Below are 20,533 nucleotides of genomic sequence, written 5' to 3' on the forward strand. Positions count from 1 at the left end.
CGTTCTATTAAGTAATTCTTTATCCGCGGGGAGCCGAACGCTATTCGCCATGACAGCCATTGAATCCAGTTTTTTGAATCTGGCTTACCCTCCGCGGCTCGACCTGGGGCCGCAGCTCACCCACGAACAGCTTATCAGCTCGATGCAATCCACCATGGCGCGCCACAAGGGCGGGCCGGTCTGGCTGTTTGCCTACGGTTCGCTGATCTGGCGCCCTGAATGTTCGGCGGTCGAGCGCATGCGCGGGCGGGTGCATGGCTACCATCGCGGTCTGTACCTATGGTCCCACGAACACCGTGGCACGCCGGAGAAGCCGGGGCTGGTCTTTGGCCTGGATCGTGGTGGTTCCTGCAGCGGCTTCGCCTACCGTTTGCCGCAAGAGCAGCTGGAAACCTCGCTGTATGCGCTGTGGCAGCGCGAGATGCCATACCCGTCCTATCGCCCGCACTGGCTCAACTGCCGTCTCGAAGACGGTAGCCGGGTTCAGGCCCTGGGGTTCGTTCTGGAGCGACACCTGCCCAGCTATGCCGGCAACCTGCCGGACCATGTGCTGAGCCAGGTATTTGAAAACGCCTGCGGGCGCTACGGCACCACTCGCGATTATGTCGAGCAGACCGTGCACGCCCTGCGTAGCCACGCCATGCCAGACCGTAATCTGGAGGCGCGGCTCAAGCGCTGTAAGTCAGCCACCCACTAGGCAATGGCTTCGCGACTCTGGCTGGCGACCTGTTTGTGCCACAGGGTCGGGGCCAGGAAGGCCATCGACAGCAGGCAGGCGCCTACCAGCAGGACAAAACCGCCGTCCCAGCCGAAGTGGTCCACGGTGTAGCCCATTGCTGCGCTGGCCGCGACCGAACCACCCAAATAGCCGAACAGACCGGTGAAGCCCGCGGCGGTGCCGGCGGCTTTCTTCGGCGCCAGTTCCAGGGCCTGCAGGCCGATCAGCATCACCGGGCCATAGATCAGGAAGCCGATGGAGAACAGCGCGATCATGTCGATGGTCGGGTTGCCGGCCGGGTTCAGCCAGTACACCAGGGTCGCCACGGTCACCAGGGCCATGAACACCATGCCGGTCAGGCCACGGTTGCCACGGAAGATCTTGTCCGACATCCAGCCGCACAGCAGCGTGCCCGGGATCCCCGCCCACTCGTAGAAGAAGTACGCCCACGAGGTTTTATCCACGGTGAAGTGCTTGGCTTCCTTGAGGTAGGTCGGCGCCCAGTCCAGTACGCCATAGCGCAGCAGGTAGACGAAGACGTTGGCCATGGCGATGTACCAGAGCATTTTGTTGCGCAGCACGTATTTGACGAAGATTTCCTTGGCGCTGAATTCTTCTTCGTGGCTGGCGTCGTAGCCTTCGGGGTAGTCGTTCTTGTACTTCTCGATCGGCGGCAGGCCGACCGATTGCGGGGTGTCGCGCATGGTGACGAAGGCGAACAGCGCCACCATCAGGGCCACGGCGGCCGGGACGTAGAACGCCGCGTGCCAGTCGTTGAACCAGCCCATGCCGAGCAGGAACAGCGGGCCGATCAGGCCGCCGCCGACGTTGTGCGCCACGTTCCATACCGAAACCACGCCGCCGCGTTCCTTCTGCGACCACCAGTGCACCATGGTCCGTCCGCTTGGCGGCCAGCCCATGCCCTGGGCCCAGCCGTTGATGAACAGCAGGATGAACATCATGGTCACGCTGGACGTGGCCCAGGGTGCGAAACCGAAAATGAACATCACCCCGGCTGACACCAGCAGGCCGAAGGGCAGGAAGTAGCGCGGGTTGGAGCGGTCGGACACCAGGCCCATGAGGAACTTGGACAGGCCGTAGGCGATGGCGATCGCCGACATGGCCAGGCCCAGCTGACCGCGGGTGTAACCCTCTTCGATCAGGTACGGCATGGCCAGGGAGAAGTTCTTGCGCAGCAGGTAGTAGCCGGCGTAGCCGATGAAGATCCCGGCGAAGATCTGCCAGCGCAGGCGGCGGTAGGTACTGTCTATTTTTTCGTCAGGCAGGGGCGCCTGATGTGCGGCAGGTCGAAAGAAAGCAAACATTCAAGAGCTCCAAATTTCTTGTTTTGACTGCGGATGCGAATGTTACAGTTTCGTTACCGAAAATAGCACTGCATCTTATCTGGGAGCACGCAACGCTGGAGCATTTGCATGTTCTTTTACGAACATGTCGCTTAAAGATAAGTGGAGGACGTACCTGATGCTTCTGTGTAGGAGCGAGCTTGCTCGCGATGGCGATCCGACAGTCAGCAATGAAGTCGACTGTCACACCGCTATCGCGAGCAAGCTCGCTCCTACATAAAGAAAAGGGGGAGGTTCAGCGAACCTGGACCACCACCTTGCCCACCGCCTTGCGCTGGCCAAGATCGTTGATGGCGCTGGCGGCGTTGCTCAGCGGGTAGACCTGCGAGACCAGCGGTTTCAACTTGCCTTCGGCGAACCAGCCGAACAGCTGCTGGAAGTTCGCCGCGTTGTCCTGGGGCTGGCGCTGGGCAAACGAACCCCAGAACACGCCGATCACCGCGGCGCCCTTGAGCAGCGCCAGGTTGACCGGCAGTTCGGGAATGCGCCCGCTGGCGAAACCCACCACCAGCAGCCGGCCGTTCCAGGCGATGGCGCGGATGGCCTGGTCGAACAGGTCGCCGCCGACCGGGTCGTAGATCACATCGGCGCCCTGGCCGTCGGTCAGGCGCTTGATCTCGTCCTTCAGGCTGGTTTCGCTGTAGTTGATCAACTCGTCGGCGCCGGCGGCCTTGGCCACCGCGAGTTTCTCGGCGCTGCTGGCGGCGGCGATGACCCGGGCGCCCATGGCCTTGCCGATTTCCACCGCCGCCAGGCCGACACCGCCGGAAGCACCGAGCACCAGCAGGGTTTCACCCGGCTGCAGGTTGCCGCGTTGCTTGAGGGCATGCATCGAGGTGCCGTAGGTCATGCTGAAGGCGGCGGCGGTGTTGAAGTCCATCGACGGTGGAATCGGCAGCACGTTGTAGCCTGGTACCGCCACTTCCTCGGCGAAGCTGCCCCAGCCGGTCAGCGCCATGACCCGGTCGCCGACCTTGAGGTGGCCGACCTTCTCGCCGACGGCGCCGACCACCCCCGCGGCTTCGCCACCGGGCGAGAACGGAAAGGGCGGCTTGAACTGGTATTTGCCCTCGATGATCAGCGTGTCCGGGAAGTTCACCCCGGCCGCGTGCACCTGCAGCAGGATCTCGTTCTTCTTCGGCACAGGACTCGCGACGTCTTCCAGCACCAGCGTTTCGGCGGGGCCGAAGGCTTTGCACAGCACGGCTTTCATCAGGGCTATTCCTTTGGGAGTGATGGCCGATAAGTGTAGGTGGGTGAATAACGCGGTCAACGAGCATGCCCCGGCCTGATAGCCAGCCATAAGCTTTGTGCTTGGGCACAGGCGCAGGGGCCTTTATGCTAGACCGTCTACCGGATAAGGAGCGAACTGTGAAAGCGTGGATCATGTTGATGCTGGCCCTGTCTCTGCCGATGGCAGCCATGGCCGAGGAAGCCAAAGAGGGCGAAGCACCGAAAGTCAGTTACATCAGCCTGAACCCGCCGTTCGTGGGCAACTACGGTCTGGATGGTGGCCCGAAGCTCAAGGTGTACAAGGCCGACGTCGCCCTGCGGGTGACCGGCGATGCCGCCGCCCAGGCGGTGAAGGCCAACGAGCCGTTGATCCGCAACCAACTGGTGGCGCTGTTCGCCCAGCAGACCACGGAAACCATGAACAACGTCGAAGCCAAGGAAAAACTGCGTCAGGAAGCCCTGAAGCAGACCCAGCAGGTGATGAACGACGAAACCGGCAAGCCGGTGGTGGAAGACCTGCTGTTCAACAACCTGATCATCCAGTAATGCTGGATCTGTAGGAGCGAGCTTGCCCGCGATAGCAATAGGGCGAGCCCCGCCCAGTTCCAGCCTGGCGGCTGATCGCGAGCAAGCTTCGCTCCTACAAGAAGTCATCGAGATCACCTCAGGACGCCAAGCTCTTGCGGAACCGCGCCAAGGCGATGCCGAAGAACAGCAGGCCGATCACTGCCAGGGCCAGCAGGTCTGGCCAGACCACCTCGATGCCGGCGTCGCGAAACAGGATCGCGGCGCTGAGGCTGACGAAGTGGGTCGACGGCGAGCCCTGCATCACCCATTGCAGCCACTGGGGCATGCTGTCCAGCGGGGTACTGCCGCCCGATAGCAGCAACATCGGGATGATCACCGGAATCGCCAGCAGGCCGAATTGCGGGGTCGAGCGCGCCAGCGTGGCGAGAAAGATCCCCAGCGCGGTGCTGGCGAACAGGTAAAGCCCGGTCACCGCGAGGAACAGCGCCTGCGAGCCGGCCAGCGGCACGCCCAGCACACCCTTGACGATCACCTCCAGCGACATCCAGGTGCAGAGCACCACCACCAGCATGTTGCTCCAGATCTTCGCCAGCATGATCTCCAGGGCTGTCAGCGGCAGCACCAGCAGATGGTCGAGGGTACCGTGCTCGCGCTCGCGCAGCAGCGCCGTGCCGGTCAGGACAATGGCCAGGATGGTGATGTTGTTGACGATCTGGATCACCGCGAGAAACCAGCCGCCCTGCAGATTGGTGTTGAACAGCGCGCGACTGGTCAACAGTGCGGGCATCCGGCTCGCCGGGTCGGCCTGGCTGTAGTTGAGCAGTTCGCGCTGGAAAATCCGCCCGATATAACCGGCGCCCATGAAGGCCTGGCTCATGGCCGTGGCGTCGACATTCACTTGCACGCTGGGTTGGCGCCCGGCCAGCAGATCGCTCTGGAAGTTGGCCGGCACATTGATGACGAAGGTGAACTGGCCGCTGTCCAGGACCTGGTCCAACTGGTTGTAGGGCAACTGCACCGGGCTCTGGAATTCCGGTGGTTGCAGGGCCTCGGCCAGCTGGCGCGAGAGCTGGCTGTGGTCTTCGTCCACCAGCGCCACGCTGGCGTTGTGCACGCCGATCACCGAACCGGCCGCCGGCATGTAGATGGCCACGGTGAAGGCGTACAGCAGAAACAGCAGCAACACGCTGTCGTGTCGCAGGCTGGTGAGCTCCTTGAGGCCCAGGCGCAGGATGTGGCTGAACCGGTGCATCAGGCCTCCTGTTTTTTCAGCATCGCCAGGCTCAGCCCGGTGAACCCGAGGAAGAACCCGAACAGCGCCAGGCACTGCGGCCACAGCTGGCGCAGGTCCAGGGCCTTGGTGAAGGTGCCGACGGCAATGTCGAGAAAGTAACCAGCGGGGAACAGCTGCCCCATCAGCGCCGCGGCGCCGTCCAGCGACGAGCGCGGCACGATCAGCCCGGAGAACTGGATGGTCGGCAGGCTGGTGATGATCATGGTGCCGAGGATCGCCGCGATCTGGGTACGGGTGAACGCGGAAATCAGCAGGCCCAGGCTGGTGGTGGCGAGCACATACAGCAGGCCGCCGAAGGCCAGGGTCAGGCCGCTGCCCTTGAAGGGCACGCCGAACAGCCAGCGGTTCATGGCCACCAGCAGCGCCAGGTTGATCAGGCTCAGGCCCAGGTAAGGCGCCTGTTTGCCCAGGAGAAACTCCAGGCGCTTGAGTGGCGTGGCGTAGAAGTTGGTGATCGAGCCCAGCTCCTTCTCGCGCACGATGCCCAGCGCCGTGAGCATCGCCGGGATGAACGCCAGGATCAGCGCCATCACGCCAGGGCCGATGGCATTCACGCTGACCACGTCCTGGTTGTAGCGAAAGCGGGTTTCCAGGCGGGCCGCGGGTGCTCGCCCCAGGGCCGGGCTGCTGTGTTCGGCGAGCAATTCGATATTGGCCTGATGCACCGCCTCGACATAGTTGCGGCTGGTCTCGGCGCGAAACGGCATGCCGCCGTCGAGCCAGGCGGCCACCGCGGGCTGGCGCCCGGCGTACAGGTCGCGACCGAAACCTGGGGGAATCTCCAGGGCCAGCTTGATCTCCGAGCGTTGCAGGCGCCGATGCAGTTCGGCGGCGTCGCGGATCGGCTGCTGCTCCTTGAAGTAGCGGGAGCTGCGGAAGGCTTCCAGGTAAGCGCGGCTTTGCGGGGTCTGGTCCTGGTCGTAGACGGCGAAGGCGAGGTTTTCCACGTCCAGGGAAATGCCGTAGCCAAAGATCACCATCATGAACAGCGCCCCGAGCAAGGCGAACCCCAGGCGCACCCGGTCGCGCAACAGTTCCTTGCCTTCGCGGGTGGCCACGGCGATCAGGCGCGCCAGGCGCAAGCGCCGACTGTCGCTGTGAATGGCGCTGCTGACTTCGGGCTGGGCGGTCGCCGGGGGAGCAGGTTCCGGCGCGCCCTGGGCGTCTTCCAGGCAGCGGACAAAAGCGGCTTCCAGGGTTTCGCCGGCGAACTGTTGCTGCAGGGCGGCCGGTGTATCGCAGGCCAGTACCTTGCCGGCGTGCATCAGCGAGATGCGGTCGCAGCGCTGGGCTTCGTTCATGAAGTGGGTGGACAGGAAGATCGTCACCCCCTGTTCCCGCGACAGCTCGATCAACAGCCGCCAGAAGTCGTCGCGGGCCGCCGGGTCCACGCCCGAGGTCGGCTCGTCGAGAATCAGCACTTCCGGGCGGTGCAGCACCGCCACCGCCAGGGACAGGCGTTGACGCAAGCCCAGGGGCAGGGCGCCGGAGGGTTGATCGGCGATCTCCTGGAGAGTGAAGCGGCGGATCAGTTCTTCGATCCGCGGGCCGCTCTCGGCCTTGGGCAGGTCGAACAGCCGGGCGTGCAGCACCAGGTTCTGGCGCACGCTGAGTTCGCCGTACAGCGAAAAGCTCTGGGACATGAAACCCACGCGCTTGCGGGTGGCCAGGTCCCTGGCGTCCACCGGGTTGCCCAGCAGTTTGGCGCTGCCCTCGGTGGCCGGCATCAACCCGGTCAGGACCTTCATGGTGGTGGTCTTGCCGCAGCCGTTGGAGCCGAGAAAGCCGAAAATCTCACCCCGGCCAATGGCGAAGCTGACCTTGTTCACGGCCGTGAAATCGCCGAAACGCAGGGTCAGCTCATGGGCTTCGATAGCAATTTGCTGGTTGTCCGTGGTTCTTGGCGGGATCACCAGCGGCTGGTTGCCGTGCCCGCTGTCGCCTTGAAAGTGGGTGAAGGCATCGTCGAGCTTGCCGCTGGGCGTGGCGATGGCCAGTTCCCGGCTCAAGCCCTGGGCAATCAGCCGGCCGCGGTCGAGCATCAGGCAGTGCTCGAACTGCTCGGCTTCCTCCATATAGGCGGTGGCCACCAGCAGCGTCAGTTGCGGGCGCTGGCGGCGAACCTCGTCCACCAGTTCCCAGAAGCGCCGGCGGGACAGCGGATCGACGCCCGTGGTGGGTTCGTCGAGGATCAGCAGGTCCGGCTCATGGATCAATGCGCAGCACAGCCCGAGCTTCTGCTTCATCCCGCCGGACAGCTTGCCCGCGGGCCGTTCGGCGAAACGCAGTAGGTCGGTGGCCAGCAACAGGTTGTGCATGCGCTGTTCGCATTCGCTTTTCGACAGGCCGAACAGGGTGGCGAAAAAGCGGATGTTTTCCTCGATCGACAGCTCGGGATACAGGTTGCCACCCAGGCCCTGGGGCATGAAGGCGATCCGCGCGTACAGGCTGTTGCGATGGCGGCGTTGCTCGATGGAGCCGCCGAGCACCTGCAGTTGGCCCTGCTGCAGCTTCTTCACCCCGGCGATCAAGCCCAGCAGGCTCGACTTGCCGGCGCCATCCGGGCCGATCAATCCGCAGCGGGTACCGCCGGGCAGGCTGAAGGCGAGGTCGACCAGGGCCTGCTGCGAGCCATAGTGATGATTGATGCCTGTGGCCTGCAGCGCCAGTTCGTTCATTGCAGGTTGGCCGGCCAGCCCACGGTCGCGGTGCGCACGTAACCGGCGCCGGGCATGCCCGGCTTGGCCTGCGGTACGGCGCTGGGCTGGGTCAGTCGCAGCTTGACGCGAAACACCAGCTTTTGGCGCTCATCGCGGGTTTCCACTTCCTTGGGGGTGAACTGGGACTTGGCCGCGACGAAGCTGATCTTCGCCGGCAGTGGCTGATCGGGCAGGGCGTCGAGCAGGATCCGCGCCTCGCTGCCGACAGCCAGGCGCCCGGTCACCGAGGCGGACAGGTAGAGGTTCATGTACTGGTCGCTCGGGTCGATCAGCAGCAACACCCGGCCGCCGGCGCCCAGCACTTCGCCCGGTTCGGCCAGGCGCAATTGGATGATGCCGTCGATGGGCGCGCGCAGGCTGCTGTCGTCGATCTCGCTGGTCAGCTGGGCGACCATGGCCTTGGCCGAGCCAATGGCGGCGCGCACCGCGGCGACCTGGGCCTGGGCTGCCTGGACGGCGGCGTTGCCGGTGTTCAGGCGCGCCTGCTGCTGGTCGATGATCTGCTGGCTGGCGTAACCACGGTTGAACAGTTCCCGGGAACGCTTGAGTTCCTGGTTGGCCAGCAGCAGTTCGCTCTGGCGCAGCTGCACATTGGCTTCGGCCGCCGCGAGGTTTTCCCGGGTGCGCACCACGTCGGCCTCGGCCTGGGCGCGCTGGGCCTCCAGGGTGCGGGTGTCCATGCGGGCCAGCAGCTGGTCCTTGGACACTCTGTCGCCTTCGTCGACGAGCACTTCGGCCAGGCGTCCGGGCGTCTTGCTGGCGATCTGCACTTCGGTGGCTTCAAGCCGGCCGTTGCCCATGCTCAGGCCTTCGGGCAGGCGGTCCAGGGTGGACTTCCAGTAACCAAAGCCGCCCGCGATCAGCAGCAATGCCAGCAAGGCGAAGGCAAAAAGGCGGGAGGAACGGTGATTCGTCGGCATTGGGGGGCATCCCTGCGGCTATAGCGTCTTGGGCTCTGTATGAAAAGTGGCTGCGCTCGGCCATGCTGCGTTAAAAACAGGCTCGGAATGCTCATGTAGGTCCCTACACTCCGCTTCCTCGCCTGTTTTTGCCTTGCCTGACCTTCGCTCGCCTACTTTTCGTACAGGCCCCAGTCTGGCGGTTCAAGCCGTTGGGCGACTTGATGTCCGTCAAATGAACGGGCAAGCCTAGTACGTTGTGCGCGGGATGCCTGCCTGAGTATCGCTTGCGGTCTGTTCAGCGCAGCGCGAGCACCGCCGCCCACTGTTCGGCGGTCACTGGCATCACGGACAGCCGGCTGCCTTTCTGCACCAGGGGCAGTTCGGCGAGGGCGGTTTGCTGCTTCAGATAATCCAGGCGCAGCACCTTGGGGAAGGTTTCGACATGGGCGACGTCGACGGCGCTCCAGGCATTTTTCTCGGCGCTGGCCTTGGGATCGAAATGCGGGTTTTCCGGTTCCAGGGCGGTCGGGTCGGGGTAGGCGGCCTCGATGATTTGGCCGATCCCGGCAATGCCCGGTTCGGGACAGCTGGAGTGATAAAAGAAGAATTGGTCACCCACCGCCATGTTGCGCAGGAAGTTTCGTGCCTGGTAGTTGCGTACGCCGTCCCAGCGCGCCTGTTTCTTGAGCGCCAGGCCCTCGATCGAGAGTTCTTCCGGTTCGGATTTCATCAGCCAATAGGCCATTTTCTGTGCTCTCCAGAGGGACGTGGGCAAGTTGTCGGGCAATTTTATGACAAACCGACAGTCGGTTGACGCCAGCATTTGCGTGTCGGTTCACGTTATCGCAGAATGCCGGGATTTTAAGCTTGACGCTGCTGCACGGCCTGTTATGGAAACCGTCGCTGTCATCGTGTGGGATTTGCCTGAGGGGGGCAATCGATGCAACGCAAACCGGATTTACTATGGATTTTGGTTATTTTGTTCGGTTTGGGCGTAGTGACAACCGGTTATGCGCAGAGCCTGTGGGCCAACAAGACCGACGCACCGGTCGAGCTCGCGCAACAGCAGCAGCCTTACAAGCGTTGATTCCTTCCAAGGCGCCGCTCTCTCCTGGTGGCGCCTATTTCGCGAAATACCATTTCTTGTCAGTCACCGTTCCTTGCAGCGGTACATCCCAGCTCGCCTGGTCCAGTTTCACGACTTTCTGACATTCGTGGGCCAGCCCCAGTAGCGTCGGCTTGCGCCAACTTTTGCGCCGGGCCAGATAGGCCAGGCTGCGATCATAGAAACCACCACCCATTCCCAGGCGTCCGCCCGCCTCATCGAAGCCGACCAGCGGCAACAGCACCAGATCCAGGGCCCAGACCTTGCGTTGCCGGGCCAGACTCACCTGTGGCTCGGGAATGCGGAAGCGGTTGGGGCGCAGCTTTTCGCCGGGGCGAACGCGCTGAAACACCATCTTGGTCCGTGGCCAGGCGCTGAGCACCGGCAGATAAGTCGCCTTGCCCCGGCGTTGCGCGGCCAGCAGCAGCGGGCGCGGGTCGATTTCACCGTCCATGGGCAGGTAAAGGGAGATGTGTTTGGCGCGGCGGAACAACGGATGCTGCGCCAGTTGTCGATACAGCCCACGAGAGGCCTGGCGTTGTTCGCTGGCGGTGAGGGCGCGGCGGGCTTTGCGCAGTATGCGTCGAAGTTGCGGGCGGGAAAGCGGCGCCGGTTCGGTCATGGTCGCTCGGGTCCGGGAGGAGTACGGCAGGACAGCGTACCAAATAACCCCTGATCGAAAAAAACGGAGCCGAAAAAACGGAGCCCCAAAAAAACAATGCCAGCTATTTGCATAGCTGGCATTGGCATGGAATTCAGGCTCCCCGGATGAACCGCTGTCGACTTAGCCCTTGAACCCGAAAGTTCAAGGCGGAAGATGCAGTAGGCGTTAAGGCTTTCCGTCTAGCGGACATGCACACCGGCCCAACGTGCAACTTCCAGGGTAGTGCGAATCGGCTCAGGGACATCGCCAACTGGCAAGCACCCCAGGGAGTGGTGGGGATTATACCGCAACCACCCTCAGGAATCAGCCTTGGTTGTATCGGTGTCGGTGGCGAGCACCAGATCCACGCGCTCGAGCAGGTCGCGCACCTGTTCGCGGGTCGAACCGCTGGCTTGCACGTCAGGGCGGTCCTGCTTGTGCAGCAGATCGTGGGTGATATTGAGGGCGGCCATCACCGCGATACGATCGGCGCCAATGACTTTGCCGCTGCTGCGGATCTCGCGCATCTTGCCATCCAGGTACCGGGCGGCGCTCACCAGATTGCTACGCTCTTCCTGGGGGCAGATGATCGAGTACTCTTTGTCGAGGATCTGCACGGTAACGCTATTGCTTGAACTCATGAGTCTTGCTCCAGGGCCTTGAGGCGCGAAATCATCGATTCGACCTTACGCCGGGCGATTTCGTTTTTTTCAATGAGGTGCGCGCGTTCCTCGCGCCAAGTCTTTTCCTGAGCTAATAAGAGTGCGTTTTGACTCTTTAGTTGCTCGACCCGGCCAATTAGCAGTTCGAGTCTAGCCATCAGCGCTTGCAGATCGGTGTCTTCCATTGGATCCCACTGGATTTGTCTGATGAGTGGCAACTGCCTGGGCAAACGAGTTGACGGCCTCGATGGTCTTGGCGCGTCTGCCGATGCTAGGATACAAGGCCTCCATTCTAGACATTGCGCCGCTTGGCGCCTAGCTGCCCATGCCCATTCAGAATTCCCCGTACAACGCCTTCGCCACCCTGCTCAGCAGCAGCGGTCACCCTGTCTCGCCCGCCGAATTGCATGGCCTGTTGCTGGGTCGCAGCTGCGCCGGCGCCGGCTTCGAAGTCGACGGCTGGCTGATCGACGCCGCCGAGCTGCTCGAAGGCGAGCCGCAGGACAATGTTCGCAACGCCTTGATCGGCCTGCAGGAAATGGTCAAGGGCGAGCTGACCAGCGACGACATGACCGTCGTCCTGTTGCTGCCTACCGACGATGCCCCGCTGGCCGAGCGCGCCGCGGCCCTGGGTCAGTGGTGCCAGGGTTTCCTCACCGGCTTCGGCCTGAACTCCCGCGACAGCAGTGCCCTGAGCACCGAGGCCACGGAAGTGCTGCAGGACCTGGCGGCGATCGCCCAGGTACAGGATGCGCTGGAAGAGTCCGACGACGGCGAAAGCGACTACATGGAAGTGATGGAATACCTGCGGGTCGCCCCGCTGCTGCTGTTCACCGAGACCAACAAGACGGTTGAACCGGCCGCCAAGCCTTCTCTGCATTGATCGCTCGATAGGGAAATCCGTCTGCCCATGATCCATATCCCGAAATCGGAATACACCCGCCGCCGCAAGGCGCTCATGGCGCAGATGGAACCCAACAGCATCGCGATCCTGCCGGCTGCCGCGGTGGCGATCCGCAACCGCGACGTCGAGCATGTCTACCGCCAGGACAGCGATTTCCAGTACCTAAGCGGCTTCCCGGAACCCCAGGCGGTGATCGTGCTGATGCCCGGTCGCGAGCATGGCGAGTACATCCTGTTCTGCCGTGAGCGTAATGCCGAGCGCGAACTCTGGGATGGCCTGCGGGCTGGCCAGGAGGGCGCGATCCGCGATTATGGCGCCGACGATGCCTTCCCCATTACCGACATCGACGACATCCTGCCGGGCCTTATCGAAGGCCGCGACCGGGTGTATTCGGCCATGGGCAGCAACCCCGAGTTCGATCGCCACCTGATGGAATGGATCAACGTGATTCGCTCCAAGGCACACCTGGGCGCCCAGCCGCCGAACGAATTCGTTGCCCTGGATCATCTGCTGCACGACATGCGTCTGTATAAATCGGCGGCGGAAGTGAAGGTGATGCGCGAGGCCGCGCGGATTTCCGCCCAGGCCCATATTCGAGCCATGCAGGCCAGCCGCGCCGGCCTGTACGAGTTCAGCCTGGAAGCCGAGCTGGACTACGAGTTCCGCCGGGGCGGGGCGAAGATGCCGGCCTACGGCTCGATCGTCGCCGCTGGGCGCAACAGCTGCATCCTGCATTACCAGCAGAACGACGCGTTGCTCAAGGACGGCGACCTGGTGCTGATCGACGCCGGTTGCGAGATCGATTGTTATGCCAGCGATATCACTCGCACCTGGCCGGTGAACGGCAAGTTTTCCGCCGAGCAGAAGGCGATCTACGAGCTGGTGCTGGCCTCCCAGGAAGCCGCCTTTGCCGAGATCGCGCCGAACAAGCACTGGAACCAGGCCCATGAAGCGACCGTCAGGGTGATCACCACCGGGCTGGTCAAGCTGGGTCTGCTCGAAGGCGAGGTGGACGAGTTGATCGCCAGCGAAGCCTACAAGGCGTTTTACATGCATCGCGCCGGCCACTGGCTGGGCATGGATGTGCATGATGTCGGCGAGTACAAGGTCGGCGGCGAATGGCGGGTACTGGAAGTCGGCATGGCCCTGACGGTCGAGCCGGGCATCTACATCGCGCCGGACAATCAGAACGTGGCGAAGAAATGGCGCGGCATTGGCGTGCGCATCGAGGATGACGTGGTGGTAACCAAGCAAGGCTGTGAAATTCTCACCGGTGGCGTGCCCAAGACCGTGGCCGAGATCGAGGCCCTGATGGCCGCCGCCCGGAGCTGCGCAGCATGAACCGGGTCAATCTGGCGATCATCGGTGGTGGCCTGGTCGGTGCCAGCCTGGCCCTGGCCTTGCAGGCCGGCGCCAAGGAGCGCGGCTGGAAGATCGTGCTGATCGAGCCGTTCGCTCCGGGCGATACCTACCAGCCCAGCTACGATGCGCGCTCTTCGGCGCTGTCGTTCGGCGCGCGGCAGATCTATCAACGGCTGGGTGTGTGGCAGGAAATCTCCCGCCGCGCCGAGCCGATCAAACAGATCCATGTCTCCGACCGTGGGCGGTTTTCCACCGCGCGGCTGTCGGCCATGGAGGAGGGCGTTCCCGCCCTGGGTTATGTGGTGGAAAACGCCTGGCTCGGCCAATGCCTGTGGCAGGGGCTGGACAAGGACGTGGTGAGCTGGCGCTGCCCGGCCGAAGTCACGCGCATGGAGCCGCTGGAAGATGGCTACCGCCTGACTCTCAACGATGAAACCAGCCTGGATTGCGAGCTGGCGGTGCTGGCCGACGGCGGTCGCTCGGGGCTGCGCGAGCAACTGGGGATCGGGGTGAAAAAGCGCCCCTACAACCAGAGCGCGCTGATTGCCAATATCACCCCGAGCGAAGCCCATAACGGCATGGCCTTCGAGCGCTTCACCGACGACGGCCCGATGGCCCTGCTGCCGCTGCCGGACAACCGCTGCGCACTGGTCTGGACCCGCCTGGGCATGGACGCGCAGCGCCTGGCCGCGCTGGACGAACGCAGCTTCCTCAGCGAACTGCAGGGGGTATTCGGTTATCGCCTGGGCACCCTGAAACAGGTCGGCGCGCGGCATCTTTACCCGCTGGCGCTGGTGGAGGCCGAGGAGCAGGTGCGTCCTCACCTGGTGGTGCTGGGCAACGCTGCCCATAGCCTGCACCCGATTGCCGGGCAGGGTTTCAACCTGTCGTTGCGCGACGCCCAGGCGCTGGCCGATGCCTTGCTGGTCAGCCCGACGCCGCCGGGCGATTTCAGTATCTTGCAGGCCTACCGCGAGCGGCAGCGCCTGGACCAGGACCTGACCGTGGGCTTCTCCGACCAGGTCACCCGGCTGTTCGGCAGCAAGCTGCCGCTGGTGTCCCTGGGGCGCAATATCGGGCTGCTGGGCCTGGACCTGCTGCCACCGGCCAAACGCTGGTTCGCGCGGCAAGCCATGGGCCTGGGTACCCGTCCCGATGCGTGAGTGGTTGAGCCCGCGACCGGGCATGGAAATCCAGCACAGTGTCGGCAGCCAGGTAGCGCGGTTCGACAAAACCCTTTACGTGCGGCTCAAGCCGCAAGCGAGACAGGCTTAAAGCATGGAAATGCGTGCAGATCTGCTGATTGTCGGGGCCGGAATGGTCGGGAGCGCCCTGGCGCTGGCGTTGCAGGACAGCGGCCTGGAAGTGCTGCTGCTCGATGGCAGCCCGCTGAAGGTCAAGCCCTTCGACGACGAAGCACCGTTCGAGCCGCGGGTGAGCGCATTGTCGGTGGCCAGCCAGCGGATTCTCGAGCGCCTGGGTGTCTGGGAAGGGGTGACCCGGCGGCGCAGCAGCCCGTATGCCGAGATGCAGGTCTGGGATGGCAGCGGCACCGGGCAGATTCACTTCTCGGCTGCCAGCGTGCATGCCGAGGTGCTGGGCCACATTGTGGAAAACCGCGTGGTCCAGGACGCGTTGCTGGAGCGCTTGCATAACTGCGACATCGGCCTGCTGGCCAATGCCCGCCTGGAGCAGATGCGCCGATCTGGCGACGACTGGCTGCTGACCCTGGCCGATGGCCGCAGCCTGCGCGCCCCGCTGGTAATCGCCGCCGACGGCGCCAATTCGGCGGTGCGGCGCCTGACCGGCTGCGCTACCCGCGAATGGGATTACCTGCATCACGCCATCGTCACCAGCGTGCGTTGCGCCGAGCCGCACCAGAGGACCGCCTGGCAGCGTTTCACCGACAACGGCCCGCTGGCGTTCCTGCCGCTAGAGCGCGACGGGCTGCACGATTGGTGTTCGATCGTCTGGTCGACCACGCCCAGCGAGGCCGAACGCCTGATGGCGCTGGACGACAGCGACTTCTGCCGTGAGCTGGAACGCGCCTTCGAAGGGCGCCTGGGCGCGGTGTTGAGCGCCGACCCGCGGCTCTGCGTGCCGTTGCGCCAGCGTCATGCCAAGCGTTACGTGGCAGAGGGCCTGGCCCTGATCGGCGACGCGGCTCATACCATCCATCCGCTGGCCGGGCAGGGGGTCAACCTGGGCTTCCTTGATGCCGCGGTGCTGGCCGAGGTGCTGCTGCAGGCGGCCAGCCGCGGCGAACGCCTGGCCGACACCAAGGTGCTCAGCCGTTACGAGCGGCGGCGCATGCCGCACAACCTGGCGTTGATGGCAGCGATGGAAGGCTTCGAACGGTTGTTCCAGGCCGATCCGCTGCCGCTGCGCTGGTTGCGTAATACCGGGCTGAAAATGGTCGACCAGATGCCCGAGGCCAAGGCGCTGTTCGTGCGCCAGGCGTTGGGCCTCAGCGGGGATCTGCCGGAACTGGCCAAGGCCTGACCGTTCTCGCGAGTGGTCGAACCGCTCAACCGGCGGCTCCCGCAGGGGCCGCGCGGACATGTGTGGGCGCGCGTCTGCTCTGAACCCACGCTGGCGATGCATCAGCAACATCTCGTAACGCCTCGCCCTCCGGTTCAGTTTGAGAAGCTAAATAGTAGTCCTTATCATTTACTCCCCTTTGATTTCGAGAGACCGCTCCCATGTTGGCACCGAAGCGTCTACTGACCGCCCTGGCCCTCACCCTCATTGGCGGCACTGTCCAGGCAGCCGACGAAGTGGTGGTCTACTCCTCGCGTATCGACGAGCTGATCAAGCCGGTCTTCGATCTCTACACCCAGAAAACCGGGGTCCAGGTGAAGTTCATCACCGACAAGGAAGCGCCGCTGATGCAGCGGATCAAGGCCGAGGGCGAGAACGCCACCGCCGACCTGCTGCTCACCGTCGATGCCGGCAACCTGTGGCAAGCCGAGCAGATGGGTATCCTGCAGCCGTTCACCTCCAAGGTGATCGACACCAACATCCCCCTGCAATATCGCGCCGCCTCGCACGCCTGGACCGGCCTGAGCCTGCGGGCGCGGACCATCGCCTACTCCACTGCGCGGGTGAAACCGTCCGAACTGACCACCTACGAAGCCCTGGCTGACAAGCAGTGGGAAGGCCGCCTGTGCCTGCGCACGGCGAAGAAGGTCTACAACCAGTCGCTGACCGCGACCCTGATCGAAACCCACGGCGCGGCGAAAACCGAAGAAATCGTCAAGGGCTGGGTCAACAACCTGTCCACCGACGTGTTCTCCGACGACGTCGCGGTGCTCGAGGCGATCAGCGCCGGCCAGTGCGACGTGGGCATCGTCAACACCTACTACTACGGCCGCCTGCACAAGCAGAAGCCGGATCTGCCGGTCAAACTGTTCTGGCCGAACCAGGGCGACCGCGGCGTGCACGTCAACCTGTCGGGCATCGGCCTGACCAAGCACGCACCACACCCGGAAGCCGCCAAGGCCCTGGTGGAATGGATGACCACCGAGGAAGCGCAGAAGATCTTCGCCGACGTGAACCAGGAATTCCCGGCCAACCCGAGCGTGCCGCCGTCCGCCGAAGTGGCCGCCTGGGGCAAGTTCGTGGCCGACACCCTGCCGGTGGAAGTCGCCGGCAAGCGCCAGGCCGAGGCCATTCGCCTGATGGACCGTGCTGGCTGGAACTGATCCGCTGGTTATACTGCGCCCCGCCTTTGCGGGGCGTTTTGTTTAACCGGTTCGTAATTGCCTTTTATTGATCCATCTCGTTCGAGAGTCTTTCGTGGCCCATCCCGCCCAACGTCGCTGGTACCCGCTGGTTTTTGCCGTCGCCGCCCTGGTGCTGCTGCCGCTGAGCGTGCTGCTGCTGTCGTGGCAGGTGATCGACCAGCAGATCTGGTCGCACCTGTGGGAGACCCAGATGCCGCGACTGCTGGGCAACACCCTGACCCTGGTGCTGGGCGTCGGCGTCGGCGTGACGCTGCTGGGGGTGAGCCTGGCCTGGCTGACCAGCCTCTGCGAGTTTCCCGGAAGGCGCTGGCTGGACTGGGCGCTGATGCTGCCTTTTGCGATTCCGGCCTACGTGCTGGCCTTTGTCTTCGTCGGCCTGCTGGATTTTTCCGGCCCGGTGCAGACCCTGCTGCGCGAATGGTTCGGCACGGGCCTGCGCCTGCCGCGGGTGCGTTCCACCGGCGGGGTGATCCTGGTCCTGGTGCTGGTGTTCTATCCCTATGTGTACCTGCTGGCGCGCACCGCGTTCCTGGCCCAGGGCAAAGGCCTGATGGAAGCCGCGCGGGTGCTTGGGCAGACGCCCTGGCAGGCGTTCTGGCGCGTGGCCCTGCCCATGGCGCGGCCGGCCATCGGTGCCGGCGTGGCCCTGGCGCTGATGGAAACCCTGGCCGATTTCGGCGCGGTGGCGGTGTTCAACTTCGACACCTTCACCACCGCCATCTACAAGACCTGGTATGGCTTCTTCAGCCTGTCCAGCGCCGCGCAGCTGGCCAGCCTGTTGCTGCTGGCGGTGATGCTGGTGCTGTACGGCGAGCGTCGCGCCCGTGGCGCCAGTCGCTCTGGCAACGAGCGGCCGCGGGGCAAGGCGCTGTACCACCTGCATGGCATCAAGGCTCTGGCGGCCACCAGTTGGTGCGCGTTGGTGTTCGCCTGCGCCTTTGTCATCCCAGTGCTGCAGCTGGTGGTGTGGTTCTGGCAGCGTGGCCGTTTCGACCTCGACGAGCGTTATGCCGGGCTGATCCTGCACACCCTGTACCTGGGCGCCATGGCGGCCCTGATCACGGTCAGCGTGGCCCTGCTGCTGGCGTTCGCCCGACGGCTGGCGCCGACCCGGGTGATCCGCTCCGGCGTCAGCCTGGCCAACCTGGGGTATGCCTTGCCGGGCTCGGTGCTGGCCGTGTCGATCATGCTGGCCTTCAGTTATCTGGACCGCGAGCTGGTGATCCCGCTGTCGGGCTGGCTGGGTGGAGCGGGCAAGCCGTTGCTGCTGGGCAGCCTGGCGGCGTTGCTGCTGGCCTATCTGGTGCGGTTTATCGCGGTGGCCTACGGGCCGCTGGAAAGCAGCCTGGCGCGGATCCGCCCGTCGTTGCCGGAGGCGGCGCGCAGCCTGGGGGTCAGCGGACCGCGACTGTTTTTCAAAGTGTATCTGCCGCTGTTGCTGCCCGGCACCCTGAGCGCGGCGCTGCTGGTGTTCGTCGATGTGCTCAAGGAAATGCCCGCCACCTTGCTGATGCGCCCGTTCGGCTGGGACACGCTGGCGGTGCGGATCTTCGAGATGACCAGCGAGGGCGAGTGGGCGCGTGCCGCGTTGCCGGCCCTGACCCTGGTCCTGGTGGGATTGCTGCCGGTGATCGGACTGATCCGACGCTCCGCTCATCGAATCGGTTAGGTGCCAGTGTCACACCTTGCGGCTACAATGCGCGGCATTCGGTGTGGTCGATCTTTCTGATCGGGTCTTTTGAATTATCTGAGAGCCTTCTATTTCACGGCTTCCAGCTCATACAGCGACCGCCCGCACCTTCGCCACGCCCGGAAGGAGAAACCCATGGGACAGCGCACGCCTCTGTATGACCTTCATCTCGCCCTGGGCGCGAAGATGGTCGATTTTGGCGGTTGGGATATGCCTCTGCATTACGGCTCGCAGGTCGAGGAGCACCATCAGGTGCGACGCGATTGCGGGGTTTTCGATGTATCCCACATGACCGTGATCGATGTCGACGGCCCCCAGGCCAAGGCCTGGCTCCAGCACCTGCTGGCCAACGATGTCGAACGCCTGCAAAGCCCCGGCAGGGCCTTGTACAGCGCCATGCTCAATGAGCACGGCGGTATCGTCGACGACATGATCGTCTACCGCACCGAAGCCGGCTACCGGCTGGTGGTCAATGCCGCCACCCGTGACCAGGACATGGCCTGGATGCAGGCGCAGCTGGGCGCTTTCCAGGTGCAACTGCACGAACGCTCCGAGCTGGCGATGCTGGCGATCCAGGGGCCCCACGCCCGCCACAAGATCGCCGAGCTGGTGACCCAGTCGCGCGGCACGCTGATCCAGCAACTCAAGCCCTTCGAAGGCCAGGCCGATGGCGACTGGTTCATCGCGCGCACCGGGTACACCGGTGAGGATGGCCTGGAAATCGTCCTGCCGGCCGACCAGGCCCCGGCGTTCTTCAACGATCTGGTGGGCGCGGGGATCTCGCCGATCGGCCTCGGCGCCCGCGATACCTTGCGCCTGGAGGCCGGCATGAACCTGTACGGCCAGGATATTCACCAGGAGGTTTCACCGCTGGTGGCCAACATGGCCTGGAGCATCGCCTGGGAGCCGGCGTCGCGTAAGTTCATCGGGCGCACCGCGTTGGAGGCCGAGCGCGCGGGTGGGGTGAAGCACAAACTGGTCGGCCTGGTGCTGGAAGAACGCGGCGTGCTGCGTGCCCATCAGGTGGTTCGCATCGCCGATGTTGGCGAAGGAGAGATCACCAGTGGTAGTTTCTCTCCTACGCTTAGCAAATCGATCGCCCTGGCGCGGGTGCCCATGGCTACCGCCGACCGCGCAGAAGTGGAAATCCGTGGCAAGTGGTACCCGGTCCGGGTGGTAAAACCGACCTTCGTGCGTCATGGCAAAACCTTGATCTAACTTATTTCCGGCGGGATCTACCGCTGACATTTCTTCTTGAGGACACAGAACATGAGCGATATCCCTGCTGACCTGCGTTTTGCCGAAAGTCACGAATGGGCCCGTCTGGAAGCCGATGGCACCGTGACCGTGGGCATCAGCGACCACGCTCAGGAAGCCCTGGGCGACGTGGTGTTCGTCGAGCTGACCGAAGTCGGCAATGTCTTCGGCGCTGGCGACCAGGCCGGTGTGGTGGAATCGGTGAAGGCCGCTTCCGACATTTACGCGCCAGTGGCCGGCGAAGTGATCGCGGTCAACGAAGACCTGAGCGGCAGCCCGGAGCTGCTCAACAGCGACCCGTACGGCGCCTGGATCTTCAAGCTCAAGCCGGCCAACGCTGCTGATCTTGAGAAGCTGCTCGACGCAGCCGGTTATAAGGCCGCTATCGGCGAATAACCGCTGCCG

The 20,533-nt window shown here is 64.0% G+C and carries 20 protein-coding genes and 1 other RNA gene; 11 read left to right on the forward strand and 10 right to left on the reverse strand.

Features of this window, described 5'->3' with window-relative positions; translation table 11 throughout:
* The first annotated feature begins 49 nt into the window (after nucleotides 1–49).
* Nucleotides 50–697 (forward strand): gamma-glutamylcyclotransferase, encoded by a 648-nt coding sequence (locus tag AC07Y9_RS19255; RefSeq protein WP_102678896.1) that lies wholly within the window; start codon nucleotides 50–52, stop codon nucleotides 695–697.
* On the opposite strand, the gene glpT is transcribed toward AC07Y9_RS19255, so the two are convergent.
* Both glpT and AC07Y9_RS19265 read right to left on the reverse strand, forming a co-directional pair.
* Nucleotides 694–2,043 (reverse strand): glycerol-3-phosphate transporter, encoded by a 1,350-nt coding sequence (gene glpT, locus AC07Y9_RS19260; protein WP_007926732.1) that lies wholly within the window; start codon nucleotides 2,041–2,043, stop codon nucleotides 694–696. The genes AC07Y9_RS19255 and glpT overlap by 4 nt on opposite strands.
* 274 nt (nucleotides 2,044–2,317) lie before the next feature.
* Nucleotides 2,318–3,295, reverse strand: a complete 978-nt coding sequence (locus AC07Y9_RS19265; protein ID WP_092419266.1) for an NADPH:quinone oxidoreductase family protein — start codon at nucleotides 3,293–3,295, stop codon at nucleotides 2,318–2,320.
* A gap of 158 nt (nucleotides 3,296–3,453) precedes the next feature.
* On the opposite strand from AC07Y9_RS19265, the gene AC07Y9_RS19270 reads away from it, so the two are divergent.
* Nucleotides 3,454–3,861, forward strand: a complete 408-nt coding sequence (locus tag AC07Y9_RS19270; protein WP_007926735.1) for a flagellar basal body-associated protein FliL — start codon at nucleotides 3,454–3,456, stop codon at nucleotides 3,859–3,861.
* A 118-nt stretch (nucleotides 3,862–3,979) separates the two neighbouring features.
* Here AC07Y9_RS19270 and AC07Y9_RS19275 read toward each other — a convergent pair whose 3' ends face one another.
* The 4 genes from AC07Y9_RS19275 to AC07Y9_RS19290 all read right to left on the reverse strand — a co-directional run bounded on the left by AC07Y9_RS19275 (nucleotide 3,980) and on the right by AC07Y9_RS19290 (nucleotide 9,504).
* The gene (locus tag AC07Y9_RS19275; protein WP_102678895.1) at nucleotides 3,980–5,095 is read right to left on the reverse strand and encodes an ABC transporter permease; all 1,116 of its coding nucleotides are present in this window, start codon (nucleotides 5,093–5,095) and stop codon (nucleotides 3,980–3,982) included.
* Entirely contained in the window at nucleotides 5,095–7,815 is a 2,721-nt protein-coding gene (gene rbbA, locus AC07Y9_RS19280; protein WP_102678894.1) for a ribosome-associated ATPase/putative transporter RbbA, read from the reverse strand. Before rbbA ends, AC07Y9_RS19275 begins: the two co-directional genes overlap by 1 nt.
* Nucleotides 7,812–8,777, reverse strand: a complete 966-nt coding sequence (locus AC07Y9_RS19285) for an HlyD family secretion protein (RefSeq protein WP_102678893.1) — start codon at nucleotides 8,775–8,777, stop codon at nucleotides 7,812–7,814. Before AC07Y9_RS19285 ends, rbbA begins: the two co-directional genes overlap by 4 nt.
* A gap of 277 nt (nucleotides 8,778–9,054) precedes the next feature.
* The gene (locus tag AC07Y9_RS19290) at nucleotides 9,055–9,504 is read right to left on the reverse strand and encodes an EVE domain-containing protein (RefSeq protein WP_053263055.1); all 450 of its coding nucleotides are present in this window, start codon (nucleotides 9,502–9,504) and stop codon (nucleotides 9,055–9,057) included.
* A gap of 195 nt (nucleotides 9,505–9,699) precedes the next feature.
* On the opposite strand from AC07Y9_RS19290, the gene AC07Y9_RS19295 reads away from it, so the two are divergent.
* Complete coding sequence (locus tag AC07Y9_RS19295) at nucleotides 9,700–9,846, forward strand: hypothetical protein (protein WP_007926740.1); 147 nt, start codon at nucleotides 9,700–9,702, stop codon at nucleotides 9,844–9,846.
* A 34-nt stretch (nucleotides 9,847–9,880) separates the two neighbouring features.
* Here AC07Y9_RS19295 and AC07Y9_RS19300 read toward each other — a convergent pair whose 3' ends face one another.
* The 4 genes from AC07Y9_RS19300 to AC07Y9_RS19315 all read right to left on the reverse strand — a co-directional run bounded on the left by AC07Y9_RS19300 (nucleotide 9,881) and on the right by AC07Y9_RS19315 (nucleotide 11,354).
* Complete coding sequence (locus AC07Y9_RS19300; RefSeq protein ID WP_102678891.1) at nucleotides 9,881–10,486, reverse strand: 5-formyltetrahydrofolate cyclo-ligase; 606 nt, start codon at nucleotides 10,484–10,486, stop codon at nucleotides 9,881–9,883.
* A 135-nt stretch (nucleotides 10,487–10,621) separates the two neighbouring features.
* Nucleotides 10,622–10,800: non-coding RNA, 6S RNA (gene ssrS, locus AC07Y9_RS19305), on the reverse strand.
* Nucleotides 10,801–10,824: 24 nt separating this feature from the next.
* Nucleotides 10,825–11,148 (reverse strand): cell division protein ZapA, encoded by a 324-nt coding sequence (locus AC07Y9_RS19310; protein ID WP_007926742.1) that lies wholly within the window; start codon nucleotides 11,146–11,148, stop codon nucleotides 10,825–10,827.
* On the reverse strand, nucleotides 11,145–11,354 hold the full coding sequence (locus AC07Y9_RS19315) for a TIGR02449 family protein (RefSeq protein ID WP_007911197.1): 210 nt from the start codon (nucleotides 11,352–11,354) through the stop codon (nucleotides 11,145–11,147). Before AC07Y9_RS19315 ends, AC07Y9_RS19310 begins: the two co-directional genes overlap by 4 nt.
* Nucleotides 11,355–11,494: 140 nt before the next feature.
* On the opposite strand from AC07Y9_RS19315, the gene AC07Y9_RS19320 reads away from it, so the two are divergent.
* From AC07Y9_RS19320 to gcvH, 8 genes are all read left to right on the forward strand, one after another.
* Complete coding sequence (locus AC07Y9_RS19320) at nucleotides 11,495–12,052, forward strand: YecA/YgfB family protein (RefSeq protein WP_007926743.1); 558 nt, start codon at nucleotides 11,495–11,497, stop codon at nucleotides 12,050–12,052.
* A gap of 27 nt (nucleotides 12,053–12,079) precedes the next feature.
* Entirely contained in the window at nucleotides 12,080–13,414 is a 1,335-nt protein-coding gene (gene pepP, locus AC07Y9_RS19325; RefSeq protein WP_087092504.1) for a Xaa-Pro aminopeptidase, read from the forward strand.
* Complete coding sequence (gene ubiH / locus AC07Y9_RS19330; RefSeq protein WP_007926748.1) at nucleotides 13,411–14,598, forward strand: 2-octaprenyl-6-methoxyphenyl hydroxylase; 1,188 nt, start codon at nucleotides 13,411–13,413, stop codon at nucleotides 14,596–14,598. Before pepP ends, ubiH begins: the two co-directional genes overlap by 4 nt.
* Nucleotides 14,599–14,719: 121 nt before the next feature.
* The gene (locus AC07Y9_RS19335; protein WP_173679762.1) at nucleotides 14,720–15,937 is read left to right on the forward strand and encodes a 2-octaprenyl-3-methyl-6-methoxy-1,4-benzoquinol hydroxylase; all 1,218 of its coding nucleotides are present in this window, start codon (nucleotides 14,720–14,722) and stop codon (nucleotides 15,935–15,937) included.
* A 200-nt stretch (nucleotides 15,938–16,137) separates the two neighbouring features.
* Entirely contained in the window at nucleotides 16,138–17,139 is a 1,002-nt protein-coding gene (locus AC07Y9_RS19340) for an extracellular solute-binding protein (RefSeq protein ID WP_053263050.1), read from the forward strand.
* 94 nt (nucleotides 17,140–17,233) lie between these two features.
* Nucleotides 17,234–18,850, forward strand: coding sequence for an ABC transporter permease (locus AC07Y9_RS19345; RefSeq protein ID WP_102678889.1), 1,617 nt, complete (start codon nucleotides 17,234–17,236; stop codon nucleotides 18,848–18,850).
* Nucleotides 18,851–19,006: 156 nt separating this feature from the next.
* Nucleotides 19,007–20,089: a glycine cleavage system aminomethyltransferase GcvT gene (gene gcvT / locus AC07Y9_RS19350; protein ID WP_085532918.1), complete on the forward strand. Its 1,083-nt coding sequence runs from the start codon at nucleotides 19,007–19,009 to the stop codon at nucleotides 20,087–20,089.
* Nucleotides 20,090–20,140: 51 nt separating this feature from the next.
* Entirely contained in the window at nucleotides 20,141–20,524 is a 384-nt protein-coding gene (gcvH, locus tag AC07Y9_RS19355; protein ID WP_009046109.1) for a glycine cleavage system protein GcvH, read from the forward strand.
* The last annotated feature ends 9 nt before the right edge of the window (nucleotides 20,525–20,533 follow it).

It is taken from the genome of Pseudomonas sp. GW456-L12 (assembly GCF_059424045.1).